Origin of the sequence: Acinetobacter sp. YH12144 (assembly GCF_013418345.1) — a bacterium.
Classification (GTDB): Bacteria; Pseudomonadota; Gammaproteobacteria; order Pseudomonadales; family Moraxellaceae; genus Acinetobacter; species Acinetobacter amyesii.
Genome location: NZ_VPCD01000001.1, coordinates 118131 through 136768, shown reverse-complemented (window position 1 = coordinate 136768; position 18638 = coordinate 118131). Strand labels below are relative to the sequence as shown.

Below are 18638 nucleotides of genomic sequence, written 5' to 3'. Positions count from 1 at the left end.
AATCTTTATGCATAAAAAATAATTAAAAACGAATTTTATATGAATAAAAAAGATAACAGGTGTGTATACGAAAAAAAAGCATCGACCTTATGCGAAAGGAAGATGCTTTTCTGTATTTAAAGCATTATTTTGAATTATTGGTCTTCACGATTTGATCAAAGACGCCACCATTTTCAAAATGTTTTTTCTGTACTTTGCTCCAACCGCCAAACTCTTTATCAATAGTCACTAATTTTAAAGGTTTAAAAACATTTTTATATTTTGCCAGTACCGCAGCATTACGTGGACGATAATAGTTCTGTGCTGCAATGGTTTGACCTGCAGGTGAGTACAGATAATTTAAATACGCTTTGGCTAAATTTTCATTGCCATCCTTCTTGGCATTTTTTTCTACTATCGCAACAGGCGGCTCGGCCAAGATAGAAAGTGAAGGGGTCACGATCTCAAACTTACCCGGCTGTTCACGAACTGCCAAATGTGCTTCATTTTCCCAAGCCAATAACACGTCACCAATACCACGTTCAGCGAATGTAGTTGTTGCACCACGTGCGCCTGAGTCGAGGACTTTGGTTTGCTTATAGATTTGGCGGACAAATTCTTGGGCTTTTGTATCATTACCACCTGCTTGATGTTTGGCCCAAGCCCACGCTGCTAAATAGTTCCAACGCGCACCACCCGATGTTTTTGGGTTCGGGGTAATAATGTCGACACCCGGTTTAATTAAATCGCCCCAGTCTTTAATGCCTTTCGGGTTGCCTTTATGCACTAAGAACACAATGGTCGATGTATATGGCGTTGAGTTTTGTGGGAATTTCTTTTGCCAGTCTTTTGCAACTAAACCACGTGCAGCTATTTCATCAATATCTGCAGCCAAAGCCAAAGTGACGACATCTGCATCTAGACCATCAATAACTGCACGAGCCTGTTTGCCTGAGCCACCATGAGATTGTTTAAAGTTAATGTCTTGGCCTGTGGTTTTTTTCCAGTAAACACTAAAGTCTTTATTGAAGTTGTCATACAATTCACGGGTTGGATCATATGACACATTTAAGAAATCTTTGGCAGATGCACTGAATGCTGTGGCAGAAATGAATGCAGCCAAAACCCCAAGTTTTAATTTCGATAGATTCATGTTGTCCTCAATTTTTATACATGTTTTGTTGGATGAGGCAAGAATATCTGTAGTTTTAATGCAGAAAAAATAATTAAAAAAGAATTTAATATGAACAAAAAAGAAATATATGCTGAGCGATTTTTTTTTAAAATAAAGTGATGTAATTGGGATGACGACGTATGCAGTGTTTTAAAAATGCGCAGCAAATAGAACAAGTTGATTTACTTGATCGAGCCTTTCACTATGGCGATGGCTGTTTTAGCACGGCACGTATTCGCCAAGGACAAATAGAACTTTTAGCTTTACATATTGCACGATTAAAACTGAGCAATGAGCGATTAAAGCTAAATGCAGATTTAAACCTTATTGAATACACTCTAAAATTGTTACGTAAACAAGATGTCGTCAATGGCACTTTAAAAATTGTGTTGAGTCGTGGTATTGGTCAGCGTGGCTATAGTTTACCTGAGCACCCAGCAGATGTTTGGGTGTTTTATTACCCCAAAACCGTTGCAGATTTTGAGTACGAAACTGTCGAAAGTGGTGTATTACATCAAGCCATTGGGTTAACCATGCCAAGTTTGGTGGGCTTGAAGTCCTTAAATCGATTAGAACAAGTCATGCTTAAAGCAGAGTTGGATCAAACCCCATGGGGGGAAGCTTTGGTGACGGATGTGCAAGGTACAGTTGTTGAAGGTGTGAGCAGTAATTGTTTTATTCGCACAAATGAAGGATGGATTACGCCTGAACTTCGTTATAATGGCGTGCATGGTGTCATGCGTGCAGAAATTTTAAAACGGATGCAGCAGCATCAGATTCCATGTACTCAACGTCACGTCAATATGGATAAAATTACGCATTTTCAGAGTGTTTTTTTCTGCAATGCTTTAAGTCCCATGAAAATTGCATCAACTCTGAATGGAGTTGAGTTAGATGTTCAAGCTTGTATTGAACTTTTCCGAACACTTCAATTAAGTCAGATTCGTTAATATGTCCACCGTGTCTAAAAAAACAAATAAGAAAAAATCTGCCAAAGCAGGTTTTCCATTTAAAGCATGTTTGGTTGTGCTACTTGGTATCGTTGTACTTGTGGCGATCTTACTGTGGTCGAGTTTGTTTAAAGCCTATCCTGTGCAAGGCAAAAAGCAAATGTTGGCGATTGGTGCAGGGGATACCTATTCAGGATTTATTGACAGACTAGCCAAAGAGAAACAAGTTCATTTTCCTATTATTTTGAAGTTGTACCAAAAGTTCATGATCAATGACACCTTGAAAGCGGGTGTGTATGAAATCCATGAAGGCATGAGTGTGCGAGAAGTTATGGAGTTGATTTCGAACTCTGAAAATGCACAAATGAATCGTATTTTAGTGATTGAGGGGACGACATTTAAGCAACTCATTGATGCTTTAAAAAATGACCCATTGGTAACGCATGACATTAGCAATCTGCCTTATTCAAAGATTTTGCAGGAACTGGGTATTCCTTATTCACACCCAGAAGGTTTATTTGCTCCGAATACTTATTTCTTTGCAAAAGGCGAGTCTGATCGCAAAATTTTGAAGGATTTGTATAACCGACAAATCAAAGCCTTAGATCAGGCTTGGAACAATCGAGCTCAAAATTTACCGTATAAAGATAAATATGAAGCCTTGATCATGGCATCGATTATTGAAAAAGAAACCAGTATTGATAGTGAGCTTGAACAAGTGTCTGGTGTATTTGTGCGTCGTCTCAAACAAGGGATGCGTTTGCAAACAGATCCAACTGTGATTTATGGCATGGGCGATAAATACCAAGGCAATATCACTCGCCAAGATTTACGTACACCTACAGCATATAATACTTATACGATCAATGGCTTACCGCCTACACCGATTGCTTTGCCGAGTCAAAAAGCAATTGAAGCCGCGATGCATCCTGATTCATCTAACAATGTATATTTTGTTGCAACAGGAAATGGCGGCCATAAATTTAGTAGTAATTTGCAAGACCATAACCGCGCGGTACAAGAATATTTATCTGTAATTCGTGCGAAAAACTAAGGAGTGAGCATGTTTATTAGTTTTGAAGGCACGGAAGGTGTGGGTAAAACCACGTTGATTCGTAAACTACATGAGCATTTCCAACACTTAGCAAAAGATGTGGTATTAACCCGTGAGCCGGGTGGTACACCTATGGCAGAGCAAATTCGCTCACTGTTACTTTCGGTGAACCACGAAGAAACCATGAGTAATGATACTGAATTATTGCTGATGTATGCAGCGCGTGCACAGCATTTAGAAGCCGTGATTCTACCGGCACTGTCTGCAGATAAAATCGTTTTATGTGACCGTTTTACAGATTCGAGTTTTGCATATCAGTGTGCAGGTCGTGGTTTGGACCGAGAAAAACTCAAAGTTTTAAATGACGGTTTTGTGGCGCGTATGCCAGATATTACCTTTTGGTTAGATGCACCGATTGAAACGGGGATGTTACGTGCACGTGAACGTGGTGCTTTGGATCGATTTGAGCAAGAGAAAGCAACGTTCTTTGAGAAAGTGCGTTCAGGTTTTGCTGAAATTCATGAAAATGAGCCTGCACGCATGAAGCGCCTCGATGCGACGCAAACACCTGAACAGGTTTTTCAACAGGCATTATTGCATTTGCAACAGATCTAAAATGCCATAGTAATCTTTAGGTATTTGATTTAAAAATCATTCATAGCATAAGTTATGGATGATTTTTTTATGCCGCATCGAAAGCAGGCGATTATTGATTTTTTACAACGTGAATTTGCCCCAAGTTTAAAAAATTGCACGATTAAAGAAGTTGGACAGCAAACCGCGACTTTAATTTGGCATGTCACAGAACAAGATCTAAGACCGGGCAATACGATATCTGGCCCAACCATGATGACTTTGGCTGACTTTGCATTGTATGTGGCCATCTTGGGGGAGATCGGGATTGTGGGACTTGCGGTCACGACCAATATGAATATTAATTTTTTAAGAAAGCCAGAAGCCAATAAAGACTTAATAGGCGAGTGTCGATTGCTGAAAGTGGGCAAAAGTATAATTTATGGTGAGGTGTTGGTGTATTCAGCAGGTGTGGATGAGCCTGTTGCACATATAACAGGAAGCTATTCTATTCCACCGAAGCGATTATAAAGGCTCAATTGCATTTGCTGATTCAAATAAAAAGCCGAATTTACATTCGGCTTTTTATGGTTTTTAGACATTTTAGATGTTTAAGAAACCAGTTCTGTATTCACCAATGGACATTCCACTTGGAAATTGGGTGGAGTTAGGACTGTTTTTCGTAATTCTGCTGCTTGTTCAGGATAGTCCAAAGTGAAATGCAGTCCACGTGATTCTTTACGTTCCATTGCACAGCGTACAATCATTTCTGAAACCAACACTAAGTTACGTAATTCAATCAGATTTTTACTGACTTGGTAGTCTTGGTAATACTCGGTAATTTCACGATTGAGCATTTCAATACGATGGAGCGCACGTTGAAGCCGTTTGGTTGTTCTGACAATACCCACGTAGTTCCACATGGTTTGGCGAAGTTCATCCCAATTCTGCAAAATCACCACGTCTTCGTCAGGGTTGGTCACTTGCGAGTCATCCCATTCTGGGACATGAGGCGCCTGATAGGATCCCTGATGCTGTGCTGTGATATGTGCTGATGCACTCATGCCATAAACGAAACATTCCAGTAAGGAGTTACTCGCCATACGGTTTGCACCATGTAGACCAGTATAAGAGGTTTCCCCAATGGCATATAGGCCTGGAATATCGGTCTGACTGTTTTCATCAACCACAACGCCGCCACAGGTGTAGTGAGCAGCAGGAACCACAGGAATCATTTCTTTGGTGATATCAATGCCAAGTTCCATTAAGCGTGCATACAATGTAGGAAAATGTTCTTTGACAAATTCTGCAGGTTTATGGGTGATATCAAGCCAAACATGACGTATGCCCAGACGTTTGATTTCATAATCAATAGCGCGCGCTACAATATCGCGTGGTGCTAATTCTGCACGCTCATCAAAGCGCAGCATAAAGCGTTCACCGTCAGGAAGACGTAAATAGGCACCTTCGCCACGCATCGCTTCGGTAATTAAAAAGGAGCGAGCTTGAGGATGGTACAAACAGGTTGGATGGAATTGGTTGAATTCCATATTGGCAACACGACAGCCTGCACGATAAGCCATGGCAATACCATCACCCGTCGCAATGTCGGGATTCGATGTATATAAATAAGCTTTCATTGCACCGCCACAGGCAAGGGCAGTAAATGGTGCTAAAAAGGTATGTACTTTTTCGGTTTTTTCATCTAATGCATAAAGGCCTAGAGCACGGCTTTCAGCTTCAGGATTTAACTTTTTTGCGGTAATTAGATCTATCGCGATATAGTTTTCAAAGATCTGAATATTTGATTTTTCTTGGGCGCGTTCTACCAATGTTGTGGAAATTGCACGTCCAGTTGCATCCGCTGCATGAATTATACGGCGCTGAGAGTGGCCACCTTCTCGGGTCAGATGTAGCTGTTCTTGTTCGTCTAAAGTAAATTGCACCCCTTGATTCAGTAGAAAATCGACAGAGGGCTTACCACCTTCAACGGTTTGTTTTACCGCCGCCATTTCACATAAATGTGCACCTGCAATCATGGTGTCATCGATATGTTGTTCAATGGAATCTGTTTTATCGAGGACGGCTGCCACGCCACCTTGGGCAAAATATGTACTGGCATCCGTCAGCGTCGACTTAGCTAAAACAGCAATATTAAAATGATCTGGTAACGAGAGGGCTAAACTTAAACCTGCACCGCCACTTCCCACAATAATCACATCAAATTGATGTGTCGTGTTTAAATTAGACATGTCCATCAGCTAATTTTAAAAATGTCCGATCATCACAACTGTTTTTGCCTAAAAACGCAATGACTATAAATTAACTAAATAATGAAAAATATTCATGGATCTGTAATATTTAAGGAATGTTTAAGATTGTTTATCCTAAATATTCATCAAACATTTTATTACGAAGCCTAGACTTGCATTGTGATAAAAACTAACGTATTTCAAATGATAAGCACAATTGAGTGAATGCTAACAATGAATAAATCGTATTTACAAAAGGGACTTTATGCAGCTGTGTTTACGGTTGCTAGCGTACAAACGCAGGCAGCAGGTCCTGTTGATTTTTCCAATTTGGTTGAACAGGTCAGCCCAGCTGTCGTAAGCGTGAATGTGGTTAAAAAGCTCAGTCAAGAAGAGCTTTTACAGCAGCAAGTCCCAGAAATATTACGACGCTTTTTTGGTAATCAGGTCGTTATCCCGCAGCAAAAAATGCCGCAAGAAAAGACCGGTTATGGAAGCGCATTCTTTATTAGTAAAGATGGTTATCTATTAACTAATCACCATGTGGTAGAAGATGCATCGAAAGTCACCATCGTATTGAATGACCGCCGTGAAATTGATGCCACCGTTGTGGGTAGTGATGAGCGGACTGATGTGGCTTTGCTAAAGGTGAAAGGTTCAAATTTTCCAGAGCTACGCACAGGTAATGTTGACCGTTTACGTGTAGGTGAGCCAGTGTTGGCTATTGGTTCACCATTTGGTTTTGACTATTCAGCTTCGGCAGGGATTGTCAGTGCGAAAATGCGCAATATGATGGGAGAAACCTCGGTTCCATTTATTCAAACCGATGTGGCATTGAACCCCGGAAACTCAGGCGGCCCTTTATTTAACCAGTCTGGTGAAGTGGTTGGGGTGAACTCTCGTATCTTTAGTGGTACGGGTGGTTATATGGGTTTATCGTTCTCGATTCCTATTGATGTGGCGATGGATGTTGCAGACCAATTAAAGAAAAACGGCAAGGTGACACGTGCTTACTTAGGCGTTATGCTGCAAGATATCGATCGGAATCTTGCTGAATCCTATAACCTTTCAAAACCTGAGGGCTCATTGATTACTCAAGTTGCACCGAATTCACCCGCAGCAAAAGCTGGCTTTAAAGCGGGTGATGTCATTTTGAAATTTAATGGTACACCGATTTCACGTACTGGCGAACTACTGAATTATCTCAATCGTACAGGTCCTAATCAAAGTATTCAGCTTGAAGTATTACGTGATGATAAACGCCAAAACATTTCAGCAACCTTGATCACTGCACCAGATGATACGCCTGCAAAAGCTGAAATTGCACCTGTGAAAAAAGGCCCGGTGATTGGGGTGTCAATTCGCAACCTAAACGCAGATGAACTAAAACAACTCAGTCTCAAAGGCGGTGTCTTAATTCAAGATGTACGTGCAGGTGGTATTGCTTCACAAGCACGAATTCAGCCTGGGGATGTGGTGACTCAAGTTAATAATAAAGCCGTAAATAATGCTGAAGATTTTGTGAAAGTTATTTCAGAGTTGAAAAATGGTAGCATTGCACGTGTTTCTTTGATTCGTCAGGGACAGCGTGCGATTGTGGGCATGCGTATTCAGTAATGAGTTACTAAATGAAAACCACTCCAAGCGAGTGGTTTTTTAACTTTAGCGTTTTTGCAATTCACCCTTAGATAAAAATGGGTAGACTGTGGGCCACAATTTAAAATTTGCAGGACGCTATGAGCGATATCTTTGATTTAAAAATTACAGTTCAAGCTGAACATATCGACACATTAAATCATGTGAATAACGTGGTGTACGTCAGTTGGATGCAAGATGTCGCGACAGCACATATTGAAGCTTTGGGTTTAGGCTTAAAAGAATATATTGAATTGAAGCATGCCATGGTCGCTGTTGAGCATCATGTGCAATATCGTAAAGCAGCGCTCGAAGGTGAGGAGATTATTTTACGAACTTGGCTAAATGATATCAATGCATTGTATTCGTTTCGGCAGTATGTATTTTATCGCCCTAAAGACAAAGCGATATTATTTACAGGCAATACACAGTGGGCATGCATTGAAATTGCTACAGGCCGTCCAAAGCGCATGTCGCCAACCTTTACCCAAGCTTATCAACCCATCGTAGATAGCATAAATCCGCTTGATTTTAGTGCTTATGATTTCTGATTTTTAATTGAAACCTCATATTAAAGCGAAGACTAGTTAAGTTCTACACGCAGGATAAGTGCTTAGCATAAAAGCAATGCATTATTTTCGATACTTTGAAAAATCCATCTGCTATAATCCTCGGCAATTTCTATTCGGCTTTTGCTATGCATAAAGAATTGCATGCATAGCGCTTTTATTTTTCCAAGGTAGCCCATGGCGCAAGCTAAAAAATCTGTTGATATAAAAAACATTCGTAACTTCTCGATCATTGCGCATATCGACCATGGTAAGTCGACGCTTGCCGACCGATTTATTCAAACTTGTGGTGGTCTGCAAGATCGTGAAATGCAAGCACAGGTTCTAGATTCTATGGAATTAGAACGTGAGCGTGGTATTACGATTAAAGCTACGTCTGTGACTTTGTATTACACTCATCCTAACGGTGAAGAATACCAGCTTAACTTTATTGACACACCTGGGCACGTTGACTTTTCTTATGAAGTTTCACGTTCACTTGCTGCATGTGAAGGCGCATTATTGGTGGTCGATGCTGCACAAGGTGTAGAAGCCCAGTCTGTTGCTAACTGCTATACAGCAATTGAACAAGGCTTAGAAGTCCTACCTGTTTTAAATAAAATCGATTTGCCGCAAGCAGAGCCAGAGCGTGTTATTCAAGAAATTGAAGACATTATTGGTATCGAAGCGACTGAAGCACCTACATGTTCAGCTAAAACCGGTCTAGGCATTGAAGGGGTGCTTGAAACACTAGTCAATGTCATTCCTGCACCCGAAGGCGATCGTAATGCACCATTACAAGCCTTAATTGTTGACTCTTGGTTCGACAACTATTTGGGCGTGGTTTCTTTAGTTCGTATTAAAGAAGGTCGTGTGCGTAAAGGCGATAAAATGTTGATGAAATCAACTGGTCAAACGCACATCATCACCTCAGTAGGTATTTTTAATCCTAAACATACAGAAACTGACATGCTCGAAGCAGGTGAAGTTGGTTTCGTGATCGCGGGTATTAAAGATATTTTTGGTGCTCCAGTTGGTGATACGATTACCTTGGCAACTACACCAGAAGTTGAAAGCTTACCGGGTTTCAAAAAAGTGAAACCACAGGTCTATGCAGGTTTATTCCCAATCGATTCAAGTGAATTTGAACCGTTCCGTGAGGCGCTGCACAAACTGCAAATTAATGACTCAGCGTTGTTCTTTGAACCTGAAAGTTCAGATGCACTTGGTTTTGGCTTCCGTTGTGGCTTCTTGGGTATGCTGCACATGGAAATTGTACAAGAACGTTTAGAACGTGAGTATGATCTGGACCTGATTTCTTCAGCACCAACCGTAATTTATGAAGCGGTGATGAAAAATGGTCAAACCATTTATATCGACAGTCCTTCTAAAATGCCTGATGGTTCAACAGTTGAAGACTTACGTGAGCCAATTGCTGAATGTCACATTTTAGTACCGCAAGAATACTTGGGTAATGTGATGACTTTATGTGTTGAACGTCGCGGCGTTCAAAAGAATATGAAGTTTATGGCGAACCAAGTGGCCATTACGTTTGAAATCCCAATGGCTGAAGTAGTTATGGATTTCTTTGATAAATTGAAATCATGTTCACGCGGTTTTGCATCGTTAGATTATAACTTTGTGCGTTTTGAGTCTTCATCTCTAGTTAAGGTGGATGTGTTAATCAACGGTGAAAAAGTTGATGCCTTGGCCATGATTTGCCACCGACAAGATGCTCGCCATCGTGGTATTGCACTTGTGGAAAAAATGAAAGATTTAATTCCACGTCAAATGTTCGATGTGGCTATTCAAGCAGCGATTGGTGCACAGATCATTGCACGTTCAACTGTAAAAGCGATGCGTAAAAACGTTTTGGCTAAATGTTATGGTGGTGACGTGTCGCGTAAGAAGAAACTTCTTGCGAAACAAAAAGAAGGTAAGAAACGTATGAAACAAGTGGGCAGCGTCGAAATCCCACAAGAAGCGTTCCTTGCGGTATTGAAAGTAGAAAGATAATAAATAGAGGTTTATGAGCTCATGGATTTTGACTTTAATTTGATCCTTGTTCCTGCCACAGTCATTTTTTTCTTAATTTGGCTGTTGGATAAGTTTGTCTGGAAGCAACGGCAGACTAAAGGTAAAGGGAATGAAAATGTCGTTATCGCATGGGCTTATGACTTTTGGCCGATTCTAGCGATAGTTTTGGTAATGCGTTCATTCTTATATGAGCCATTTAATATTCCATCAGACTCTATGGTTCCAACTTTAGAGACAGGTGATTTTATTGTGGTGAATAAATATCAGTATGGCGTACGATTACCTATTATTAATAAAAAAATTATTGATGTTGGTGAGCCTGAACGTGGAGATGTCATTGTATTCCGTTATCCACCACAACCAACCATTAGCTATATTAAACGTGTGGTTGGTTTACCAGGGGATCATATTATTTATGATCATGGTCAACTGAGTGTGAATGGTCAGAAAGTGGCAAAAGTTCCTGTGGAATTTAGCCGTGAAAAAGATCAACTCGACACACCTACATCGATTTATCATAAAGAAACCATGGGTAAGCATACGTTTACCATGCGTGAGCTTGAAGGTGTCAATGTTGCGCGCCAAGCGCCATTTATCAACTATGTTGAAAATGGTAAATATTCAACAGAAAATGGTTTATATTGGGAAGTTAAGGTTCCTGAAGGTCACTATTTCGCGATGGGGGATAATCGTGATCAAAGTGCGGACAGTCGTTTTTGGGGCTTTGTACCTGAAGAAAACCTCACTGGACGTGCTTTTTACAAGTGGATGCATAAGGAACCTGGTTTAAAACTGCCTTCATTTAGTCGTAATGGCAGTATTGATTAGTCTTACATCAGGAAAATAAAATGAGACATCAACGGGGAACGTCTTATATAGCAATTTTAATTGCTATTATTGGTTTTGCTTTTTTAGCTAAAGCTTTAATTGCGGTTTGGGGACCGTATGTTGACGACCGTCTCGTCAACAATGAAATTGAAGATTTGATGAAGAGCAGTCCTAAAAATATTGCTCCTAGTAAGTTTGAGTCACAAATGTCACAACGCTTAGATATGAATGGTGTGCGTGATTTAAACTTTAAAGATATTGCTCAAGTCACTAATGTAGACGGTCTACAAGTGAAAACAGATTATGAAATAAGAAAACCTTTCTTATTGAATATTGATATTGTGTTGAAGTTCGAGAAAAGTTTTGATCAAAGCTCAGTCCAAGCTAAATGAAGCTCGTTTAGCAAGTCGTATCGGTTATCAGTTTAAACAACCTGAATTGTTACAACTGGCCTTGACCCACCGATCGGTGAGCCATAAATACAATTATGAACGCCTAGAATATCTGGGCGATTCATTATTGGGTATGATAATTGCCAATTATCTGTACCATGCCTACCCGCACGAAAATGAAGGGCGTCTAACGCGTATGCGTGCAACACTGGTTCGTCAGGAAGCGCTAGGTAAAATTGCCAATGACTTAAAACTCAGTCAAGAATTAATCTTGAGTACAGGTGAGTTGAAATCTGGCGGTCATCATCGTGAGTCTATACTTGCAGATACCGTTGAATCGATCATTGGTGCAATCTATGTCGATTGTCAGGATTTAAAAATTCTGGAACCGATTGTTCTTAAATGGTATGTACCATATTTAGATCATATTGAACCGACCGATCAACTAAAAGATCCTAAATCACGTTTGCAAGAGTATTTACAAGCACGTAAAAAACCTCTCCCGGTTTACGAGGTTGTAGATATTCAGGGTGATGCTCCGAACCAACATTTTAAAGTTGAATGTACAGTCGAAGGGCTCCCTGTTAAATACGGTGAAGGTTCAAGCCGTCGCTTTGCTGAACAAGCTGTAGCGGCAGAAATCTTAGAAATTTTGGAGAAAAAGTCTTAATGACTACTCATTCCGATCACGTAGATGCTGATCACGAGTCGCAAGGCGACAGCAACGATTTAATTAGTCAGTTTTTTAGTGCACAAGGAACTGAAATTCCTGCCGATTTTAAAAGTGGTTTTGTGGCGATTGTTGGTCGTCCAAACGTGGGTAAATCAACGTTAATGAACCATATTTTGGGTCAAAAACTTTCAATTACGTCTCGTAAACCACAAACGACTCGTCATAAAATTGTGGGTATTGACTCACGTGAAAAGTCTCAAGCGGTATTTGTTGATACGCCTGGGATGCACAAAAAAGAAGTCCGTGCCATCAATAAAATGATGAACCGTGCGGCGCATTCTGCACTTCGTGATGTGAACTTGGTTCTGTTTGTGATTGATGCAGACAAATGGACACAGAATGATGATTTAGTGTTAGAAAAGCTAAAAAATGCCGATATGCCGGTTATTCTTGTGATCAATAAAATTGATACGCTAGAAAACAAAAACCATGCATTACCATTGATACAAGAACGTGCAAAATTGATGAATTTTGCGGAAATTGTTCCTGTATCAGCGTTACGCGGTGCAAATTTGGATCATTTGCGCAGTACTATTGAGAAATATCTGCCGTTCCAACCACCACTGTATTCACTTGAGCAATTGACCGATCGTTCAGAGCGTTTCCTTGCCTCTGAAATTATCCGTGAAAAAATCATGCGTCAATTGGGTGAAGAGCTGCCTTATGATTTAACGGTTCAAATTGAGTCGTTTAAAACAGAAGAAGCAACAATTAATCCAAAAACAGGTCGTCCTAAAGCGGCGTGTACCTATATTGATGCGACGATTTTTGTCGATCGCTCTGGCCAAAAAGCCATTGTGATTGGTGAGAAAGGTGCCAAACTGAAGAAAATCGGTATGGATGCACGTGTGGATATGGAAAAAATGTTCGAGCAAAAAATCATGCTAACACTTTGGGTGAAAGTTAAAGGTGGTTGGTCTGATGATGAGCGTGCATTGAAAAGCTTGGGTTATAGCGATATTTAATTGCTAGAGATTTAAAACTTTGAGGGAAGAGTAATGATGAAAGTATTGGCCGTAGTTGCATGTGTTTTGTTTCTACAAGGGTGTATTCATAAAATCGTTACTGTTCCTGTCAAAGTGGCTTATAAAACCACAAAAGGCGTGGTTAAAGGTACTGCTGCAGTTGTGGGTGCAGTCATTCCAGATGGGGATGAAGATGAAGACGACAAGAAAAAGAAAGGCAAGGATTAATATTTCAAATCATGCGTAATGAGATACTGCATGGTTATTTAATTCACCATCGTAAATATCGTGAAAAAAGTCATATTGTGCACTTGTTTACTCAGGAGCATGGTCGAATTGATGGTATTCTCAGGCAAACGCCACCTCCCCAGTATCAACCAATTTGCTTGCAAGCATCTGGTAAGTCCGAACTTAAAAACTTTAGTAAACTCGAAATTGTAAATCAACCGATTTTCTTTTTTGGTGATGCTTTTTTTTCAGGGTTTTATCTGAATGAAGTCTTATTGAGATTATGTCCCTTAGAGGTTGAGATGCCTGAGACATTTGCTCAATATGCACACACCTTGGAAAAACTTCAATGCATGTCTGTCCAGGCCCACCCAGATCTATTCTTACGGCAAATCCTTAGACAATTTGAGCATGTGCTGCTTGAAGAGTTGGGTTTTGCGTTGGATTTTTCAACTGATGCAAATCAACAGCAAATTCAGCCTCATGAAAATTATCAATTTCATTTAAACGAAGGTTTTCAACCTGTCATTAAAGCCTCACGCGCAACATTGTCAGGTCAACATATTTTAAGTATGTGTGATTATGAAAAAGGTGGGGAATTTAATCCTGAACAGTTACAATTACTGTCTAAGTTGTACCGACAAATGATTACTTCCTTGCTTGGCGATCGTCCATTAAAAAGTCGTCAATTGTGGATACAGAATTCTCAAACTCAACGTCATTAGGAAAGAATTATGGCAGCTTTGCTTGGTGTAAATATTGACCATGTGGCAACACTACGAAATGCACGTGGGACAACTTATCCAGATCCTGTGAATGCCGCAATTATTTGTGAGCAAGCGGGGGCGGAAGGGATTACGCTGCATTTACGTGAAGATCGTCGCCATATTAAAGATGATGATGTACGTCGTATGCGTTCTGTATTAAAAACCCATATGAACCTTGAAATGGCAGTGACCAATGAAATGGTTGAATTTGCCAAAGAGATTCAGCCGCATCATGTATGCTTTGTTCCTGAAAAGCGTGAAGAAGTCACGACTGAAGGCGGTCTAGATGTGGTTGGGCATTTTGAAGATGTGAAAAACGCGACTCAAGCACTCGCGGCGATTGGTTGCGAAGTTTCATTATTTATTGATGCTGACTTTGCTCAAATTGATGCAGCGATTGCCTGTGGTGCGCCTACGATTGAGTTGCATACAGGTGCATATGCAGATGCTGAAACACCTGAAGCGCAGAAAGCAGAGCTGGAACGTATTATTCGAGGTGCTGAATATGCGGCATCTAAAGGATTGATTGTGAATGCTGGTCATGGCTTAAATCTTGAAAATGTCACTCCGATTGCGCGCATTGCTCAAATTCATGAATTGAATATTGGTCACTCGATTATTGCTGATGCTGTATTTATTGGATTGGCACAGTCTGTAAAACAAATGAAAGCTGCGATTAAATCTGCACGTTAATTTTTAAGTAAAGTATATGTCAAATATTGATTATGATGCCCTAATGAAGCCAGTCATTGGCTTCTTGGGGTGTGAAACACCAAAAGCATGGCTAGATGAAGCTTTAAATAATTTGGATATCCTGATGCAGGATCATGCCAATTGTGAAAAGAAAGCAGCAAGTACAGCAATGAATTTGATGTTTCGTTATAGTTTTTTCTCGGATTTACAAATCAAACTGGCACAGCTAGTACGTGAAGAAATGCTGCACTATGAGCAAGTGCTGGAACTGATGGCAAAACGTGGTCAGGAATGGACTGCAATCAGTGCTGGTCGGTATGCAGGTGGTCTACGTAAAGAAGTGCGGACTTACGAGCCAGAAGCGTTAATTGATATCTTGGTGATTGGCGCATTTGTTGAAGCACGGTCATGTGAGCGTTTCTATGCGCTTGCACCACATGTGGATGAAGAGTTGGGGCGGTACTACCGCTATTTGCTAAAGTCTGAATCACGCCATTATGAGGACTATTTAGCATTGGCCATGGATGTGGCGACGACCAATAAGCTAAAGAACCCGAAAGAAGATATTCAGATGCGTATTGAGCATATTCGTGAAGTTGAAAAAAATCTGATTAGCAGCCCAGATGATTTATTCCGCTTTCATAGTGGTGTGCCAGTCAAAGCAGCTTGATAAAATAATCCTCCAGAATGGGGGATTTTTTATGCACTTAAAATAAATGATAATAAGAATTATTTACAATTATCTTGGGTGAATCTAAAATGAAACGATCTCTATGAATCAAACAATTTAAGCTCACTTATTTAATATGAAATTACAATTCACTTTATTCTGTATCGCTTTGTGTGCGGTTGGTCAGGCTGAAGCGCATTATCCTTATGTGGCGCCATTAAACTATCAAATATTTAATAATCATAGTGCCATTCTTTCTGGTTTTTATGACAATCCGTTTGTTTCTGAAATAGCTATTAAAAACTTGGTGGTGTTTCAAAAAGTATGCTGAAAAAAAGCAGGTTGGATTTTGATAAAATAGAGAAATGCGAATAACTCTAGAAATCAAGTGTCCAGCCTGCCTAAGTGACAGTATAAAGAAAAATGGCACAAAAGTAGATGGTAAGCAAAATTACCAATGTAAAATATGCAGACGTCAATTTATTGGTGATCATGCTCTCAGTTATCAAGGCTGTCACTCAGGTATCAAAACCAAAATATTACACCTCATGGTGCGAGGCAGTGGTGTCAGGGATATAGCAGAAATTGAAAGAGTAAGTATCGGTAAAGTTCTACGGACACTTAGCCAATCAAAATATCAACTTCGAGCACAGCAAAGTCATTATGAAACCCTTGAAGTAGATGAGTTTTGGACTTTTGTTGGTCATAAGCAAAATAAACAATGGCTAATTTATGCCTATCATCGAGAAACAGGTGAAATTGTTGCTTATGTATGGGGTAACCGAGATTTAGCCACTGCAAAACGACTTAAATTAAAATTGAAGCAGTTAGGTGTAAGCTATACATGTATATCAAGTGACCATTGGGATAGCTTTGTTACGACCTTTAAAGAATGCAAACAGTTGATTGGTAAATTTTTCACTGTGGGTATAGAAGGCAATAATTGTCGATTACGGCATCGGATCAGGCGAGGCTTTAGGAGAAGCTGCAACTTCTCCAAAAAGCTTGAAAATCATTACAAAGCCTTTGATTTAGCGTTCTTTTATATCAATAATGGATTCGTTTAATGCCAGCATACTTTTTGAAACACCACCAAAAACTTTAATTTCCATGTGCATACACCGTCAGGTGATAAGCTACATTTAACGGAAACTGATTGGGCAAAAACGCAAACAGTCAGCAGCTATAGTTTAGAAAATAAGCAAGATGGCACGTATCGTATTCGCGGTGAAAAGCAGGGAAGTACAGCGCGTTTTGCTTATGATCAAAAGCAATGGAAAGCGTTAATCAATGGTGTGCGTGATCCTCAAAAAACTGCGAATGCAAATGTCATTTATACAGCCGAGTTGACTAAAAAGTCGCAAATCAAAAGTATTCAAACGCAGGAAATCATTGAAACTTTTGTATCACGCCGTGCAACCTCTACACATGTGGTGAATCATTTACATGATGGCTTTGATGTGCAATTTAAAACCCATCCAAATGCTATAAAGCATAATGAGCCTGTGCAACTGAAAGTGCTAGATCAGAAAAAAGCGGTTGCGGGTTTACAGGTTGAAATTTTGCAGCAAACCACGGATTACAGCCGTGAAGGAAAAGTTTATAAAACGCTTAAAACTGATCAAGATGGAAATTTGAATTTTAACCTATCAGATCGTGGTCAGTATTTGCTGAAAATGGATTATCAACAGCCTTTTGAAATGAAGGAACACGCATTAAAACGATATAAATATACTTTGAGTTTTAATGTGATTTAAAGAGAAAAAGCTCTGCGATTTGCGGAGCTTTTTTATGAAAATGATTTAGCTATCTTTAGGTTCAAGATAAAACATCGATAAACCTATCAATAAAATTAAACTGGTTTGAGTGAAAAAGTGTTTATTAAAACCACCATAATATTGCTGCGAATAGCCTGCAATCAGTAAACAACCCGTTAAATAAAGCAATCGATAATATCGGCTCTCAAAACAATAACAGACACTTGCAAAACATAAAATCAGGCAGCCAATCACCATATAATGGATATCCCAAATGATGGTGTTGATTGCAAATAAAAGTGCTGAAAGTGCGCCGATAGATAAATTACGCAGGCTTTCAAACCCTTGAAAAATGTGCATCAAAGCTAATATGAAGAATGGCAATAGAGCAAGTGCATATTTTATTCTTATACTGTTTTGCGTCATGAGCATAAAATTTTGCTGTTTCTCAACAATGGGGCTAGTACTGATGCTTAGCCTAAGCCATTGCAGGGTTAAGTGTTCAGGGATGTTGGCTTTAACTAAAAATTTGAGAGTGGCTTGTGGTGGAATAATATAATTTTCTTGGAATTCATGGCCATAAAACATCCATGACTTATTGGTCTCTAGTGTGTGATATTGCGTATTTTTTTGAGTTGAGATGTTAAAAAGTTGTCCAGTTGCATTTAACCCAGCTTTCATACATGGTGTTTCTTTCTCGTGAACAATACATAACGGAAGTACTGAAATTTCAAGATCTTTTCGTGTTTGTTGCTGACCTGCAAAATCAATATGAACATACAGTTGATCAGATTGGTTTTGCAGTGTAATCGGTGTGCTTGACCAATATTGTCCTTCTGTCATCTCGTTCAATACAGATTCAGATATTTCCGGAATAGTATTGTGATTTTGAATCTGCTGAGGTGGAATCAACCATTGTAGGCTGCTGTCAAGAAGGGTGTTGGTTTCACTATTATATAAATTGGGTGGCGTTTTGAAATGTTGTTCAATTTCACTTTCGGGTGTGCAGCTCACCAAATAAATTGCAAATGGGCTGATAATAATTAAAAGAAAAATGAATGCAGTGAGGTAGTGTCTTAAGGCAGTTTTATTTGATTCAGCATCAACTTGAATGAACATTTTTTATTTTAATGACAATGATTTATAGATTATATGTAAATCATAGGCATTAAAAAAGCCCATTTAAATAAATGGGCTTTAGAATTTGGCTCTCCAACCTGGGCTCGAACCAGGGACCTGCGGATTAACAGTCCGTCGCTCTACCGACTGAGCTATTGGAGAATCTGAATGCGATTATAAGCAGATTTTGAGGAGGGTCAAGCTAAAAATACGAATATGAGGAGAAATGCGTGATAGATGTTTTTTATTTGAACAAAAAGAAGGATTTTTTAGAAAAAATGAAT

21 protein-coding genes and 1 tRNA gene are annotated in these 18638 nt (G+C 39.6%); 18 read left to right on the top strand and 4 right to left on the bottom strand.

All coding sequences use genetic code 11. The features are described 5' to 3' along the window. Positions 1 to 124: 124 nt before the first annotated feature. Positions 125 to 1132, bottom strand: coding sequence for a sulfate ABC transporter substrate-binding protein (locus tag FTU79_RS00770; protein ID WP_180048714.1), 1008 nt, complete (start codon positions 1130 to 1132; stop codon positions 125 to 127). A gap of 161 nt (positions 1133 to 1293) precedes the next feature. Here FTU79_RS00770 and pabC point away from each other — a divergent pair, with 161 nt between their 5' ends. The 4 genes from pabC to FTU79_RS00750 all read left to right on the top strand — a co-directional run bounded on the left by pabC (position 1294) and on the right by FTU79_RS00750 (position 4261). Next, positions 1294 to 2103: an aminodeoxychorismate lyase gene (gene pabC, locus FTU79_RS00765; RefSeq protein WP_180048713.1), complete on the top strand. Its 810-nt coding sequence runs from the start codon at positions 1294 to 1296 to the stop codon at positions 2101 to 2103. A gap of 1 nt (position 2104) precedes the next feature. Continuing rightward, positions 2105 to 3157 carry an endolytic transglycosylase MltG gene (mltG, locus tag FTU79_RS00760; protein WP_180048712.1) on the top strand — a complete coding sequence of 351 codons (1053 nt, stop codon included), beginning with the start codon at positions 2105 to 2107 and terminating at the stop codon, positions 3155 to 3157. 9 nt (positions 3158 to 3166) lie between these two features. After that, the gene (gene tmk / locus FTU79_RS00755; RefSeq protein ID WP_180048711.1) at positions 3167 to 3772 is read left to right on the top strand and encodes a dTMP kinase; all 606 of its coding nucleotides are present in this window, start codon (positions 3167 to 3169) and stop codon (positions 3770 to 3772) included. Between the two features lie 69 nt (positions 3773 to 3841). After that, the gene (locus FTU79_RS00750; protein ID WP_180048710.1) at positions 3842 to 4261 is read left to right on the top strand and encodes a PaaI family thioesterase; all 420 of its coding nucleotides are present in this window, start codon (positions 3842 to 3844) and stop codon (positions 4259 to 4261) included. A gap of 80 nt (positions 4262 to 4341) precedes the next feature. Here the strand turns inward: FTU79_RS00750 and nadB are convergent, their stop codons facing one another. Then, complete coding sequence (gene nadB, locus FTU79_RS00745) at positions 4342 to 5988, bottom strand: L-aspartate oxidase (RefSeq protein WP_180007635.1); 1647 nt, start codon at positions 5986 to 5988, stop codon at positions 4342 to 4344. 228 nt (positions 5989 to 6216) lie between these two features. Between nadB and FTU79_RS00740 the strand changes: the two genes are divergently transcribed. The 14 genes from FTU79_RS00740 to FTU79_RS00675 all read left to right on the top strand — a co-directional run bounded on the left by FTU79_RS00740 (position 6217) and on the right by FTU79_RS00675 (position 17235). Then, positions 6217 to 7599: a Do family serine endopeptidase gene (locus FTU79_RS00740; protein ID WP_180048709.1), complete on the top strand. Its 1383-nt coding sequence runs from the start codon at positions 6217 to 6219 to the stop codon at positions 7597 to 7599. Positions 7600 to 7718: 119 nt separating this feature from the next. After that, positions 7719 to 8168 (top strand): thioesterase family protein, encoded by a 450-nt coding sequence (locus FTU79_RS00735; RefSeq protein WP_180048708.1) that lies wholly within the window; start codon positions 7719 to 7721, stop codon positions 8166 to 8168. Positions 8169 to 8363: 195 nt separating this feature from the next. Beyond that, the gene (gene lepA / locus FTU79_RS00730) at positions 8364 to 10181 is read left to right on the top strand and encodes a translation elongation factor 4 (RefSeq protein ID WP_111883977.1); all 1818 of its coding nucleotides are present in this window, start codon (positions 8364 to 8366) and stop codon (positions 10179 to 10181) included. 21 nt (positions 10182 to 10202) lie between these two features. Next, positions 10203 to 11030 (top strand): signal peptidase I, encoded by an 828-nt coding sequence (gene lepB, locus FTU79_RS00725; protein ID WP_168378032.1) that lies wholly within the window; start codon positions 10203 to 10205, stop codon positions 11028 to 11030. A gap of 20 nt (positions 11031 to 11050) precedes the next feature. Further along, positions 11051 to 11422 carry a DUF4845 domain-containing protein gene (locus tag FTU79_RS00720; protein ID WP_180007637.1) on the top strand — a complete coding sequence of 124 codons (372 nt, stop codon included), beginning with the start codon at positions 11051 to 11053 and terminating at the stop codon, positions 11420 to 11422. Further along, the gene (gene rnc, locus FTU79_RS00715; protein WP_111883979.1) at positions 11394 to 12092 is read left to right on the top strand and encodes a ribonuclease III; all 699 of its coding nucleotides are present in this window, start codon (positions 11394 to 11396) and stop codon (positions 12090 to 12092) included. The genes FTU79_RS00720 and rnc overlap by 29 nt, the downstream gene beginning before the upstream one ends. Next, positions 12092 to 13120: a GTPase Era gene (gene era / locus FTU79_RS00710; RefSeq protein WP_180007638.1), complete on the top strand. Its 1029-nt coding sequence runs from the start codon at positions 12092 to 12094 to the stop codon at positions 13118 to 13120. Before rnc ends, era begins: the two co-directional genes overlap by 1 nt. Before the next feature lie 33 nt (positions 13121 to 13153). Beyond that, complete coding sequence (locus tag FTU79_RS00705; RefSeq protein WP_180007639.1) at positions 13154 to 13348, top strand: NF038104 family lipoprotein; 195 nt, start codon at positions 13154 to 13156, stop codon at positions 13346 to 13348. Positions 13349 to 13356: 8 nt separating this feature from the next. Continuing rightward, a complete protein-coding gene (gene recO, locus FTU79_RS00700) occupies positions 13357 to 14073 on the top strand; it encodes a DNA repair protein RecO (protein WP_180007698.1) in 717 nt (238 codons plus the stop codon). A 9-nt stretch (positions 14074 to 14082) separates the two neighbouring features. After that, positions 14083 to 14808, top strand: a complete 726-nt coding sequence (gene pdxJ, locus FTU79_RS00695) for a pyridoxine 5'-phosphate synthase (protein ID WP_180007640.1) — start codon at positions 14083 to 14085, stop codon at positions 14806 to 14808. Between the two features lie 16 nt (positions 14809 to 14824). Continuing rightward, positions 14825 to 15478 carry a tRNA-(ms[2]io[6]A)-hydroxylase gene (locus FTU79_RS00690; protein WP_078191997.1) on the top strand — a complete coding sequence of 218 codons (654 nt, stop codon included), beginning with the start codon at positions 14825 to 14827 and terminating at the stop codon, positions 15476 to 15478. Positions 15479 to 15614: 136 nt separating this feature from the next. After that, positions 15615 to 15809, top strand: coding sequence for a hypothetical protein (locus tag FTU79_RS16450; protein ID WP_257224219.1), 195 nt, complete (start codon positions 15615 to 15617; stop codon positions 15807 to 15809). Positions 15810 to 15843: 34 nt separating this feature from the next. Continuing rightward, a complete protein-coding gene (locus FTU79_RS00680; protein WP_154320143.1) occupies positions 15844 to 16545 on the top strand; it encodes an IS1 family transposase in 702 nt (233 codons plus the stop codon). Positions 16546 to 16590: 45 nt separating this feature from the next. Further along, positions 16591 to 17235: a DUF4198 domain-containing protein gene (locus FTU79_RS00675; protein WP_180048707.1), complete on the top strand. Its 645-nt coding sequence runs from the start codon at positions 16591 to 16593 to the stop codon at positions 17233 to 17235. A 45-nt stretch (positions 17236 to 17280) separates the two neighbouring features. On the opposite strand, the gene FTU79_RS00670 is transcribed toward FTU79_RS00675, so the two are convergent. Next, positions 17281 to 18354, bottom strand: a complete 1074-nt coding sequence (locus tag FTU79_RS00670) for a hypothetical protein (RefSeq protein WP_180048706.1) — start codon at positions 18352 to 18354, stop codon at positions 17281 to 17283. A gap of 86 nt (positions 18355 to 18440) precedes the next feature. Further along, positions 18441 to 18516: transfer RNA gene (locus FTU79_RS00665), tRNA-Asn, on the bottom strand. Positions 18517 to 18638 lie beyond the last annotated feature (122 nt).

Bases quoted from the DNA above. Each gene is read 5' to 3' on its own strand.
- FTU79_RS16450 (WP_257224219.1), top strand. From the start codon at position 15,615: ATGAAATTACAATTCACTTTATTCTGTATCGCTTTGTGTGCGGTTGGT.
- FTU79_RS00705 (WP_180007639.1), top strand. From the start codon at position 13,154: ATGATGAAAGTATTGGCCGTAGTTGCATGTGTTTTGTTTCTACAAGGG.
- nadB (WP_180007635.1), bottom strand. From the start codon at position 5,988: ATGGACATGTCTAATTTAAACACGACACATCAATTTGATGTGATTATT.
- FTU79_RS00735 (WP_180048708.1), top strand. From the start codon at position 7,719: ATGAGCGATATCTTTGATTTAAAAATTACAGTTCAAGCTGAACATATC.
- tmk (WP_180048711.1), top strand. From the start codon at position 3,167: ATGTTTATTAGTTTTGAAGGCACGGAAGGTGTGGGTAAAACCACGTTG.
- lepB (WP_168378032.1), top strand. From the start codon at position 10,203: ATGGATTTTGACTTTAATTTGATCCTTGTTCCTGCCACAGTCATTTTT.
- FTU79_RS00690 (WP_078191997.1), top strand. From the start codon at position 14,825: ATGTCAAATATTGATTATGATGCCCTAATGAAGCCAGTCATTGGCTTC.
- FTU79_RS00720 (WP_180007637.1), top strand. From the start codon at position 11,051: ATGAGACATCAACGGGGAACGTCTTATATAGCAATTTTAATTGCTATT.
- pabC (WP_180048713.1), top strand. From the start codon at position 1,294: ATGCAGTGTTTTAAAAATGCGCAGCAAATAGAACAAGTTGATTTACTT.
- mltG (WP_180048712.1), top strand. From the start codon at position 2,105: ATGTCCACCGTGTCTAAAAAAACAAATAAGAAAAAATCTGCCAAAGCA.
- era (WP_180007638.1), top strand. From the start codon at position 12,092: ATGACTACTCATTCCGATCACGTAGATGCTGATCACGAGTCGCAAGGC.
- pdxJ (WP_180007640.1), top strand. From the start codon at position 14,083: ATGGCAGCTTTGCTTGGTGTAAATATTGACCATGTGGCAACACTACGA.
- FTU79_RS00670 (WP_180048706.1), bottom strand. From the start codon at position 18,354: ATGTTCATTCAAGTTGATGCTGAATCAAATAAAACTGCCTTAAGACAC.
- FTU79_RS00740 (WP_180048709.1), top strand. From the start codon at position 6,217: ATGAATAAATCGTATTTACAAAAGGGACTTTATGCAGCTGTGTTTACG.
- lepA (WP_111883977.1), top strand. From the start codon at position 8,364: ATGGCGCAAGCTAAAAAATCTGTTGATATAAAAAACATTCGTAACTTC.
- FTU79_RS00750 (WP_180048710.1), top strand. From the start codon at position 3,842: ATGCCGCATCGAAAGCAGGCGATTATTGATTTTTTACAACGTGAATTT.
- FTU79_RS00680 (WP_154320143.1), top strand. From the start codon at position 15,844: ATGCGAATAACTCTAGAAATCAAGTGTCCAGCCTGCCTAAGTGACAGT.
- FTU79_RS00770 (WP_180048714.1), bottom strand. From the start codon at position 1,132: ATGAATCTATCGAAATTAAAACTTGGGGTTTTGGCTGCATTCATTTCT.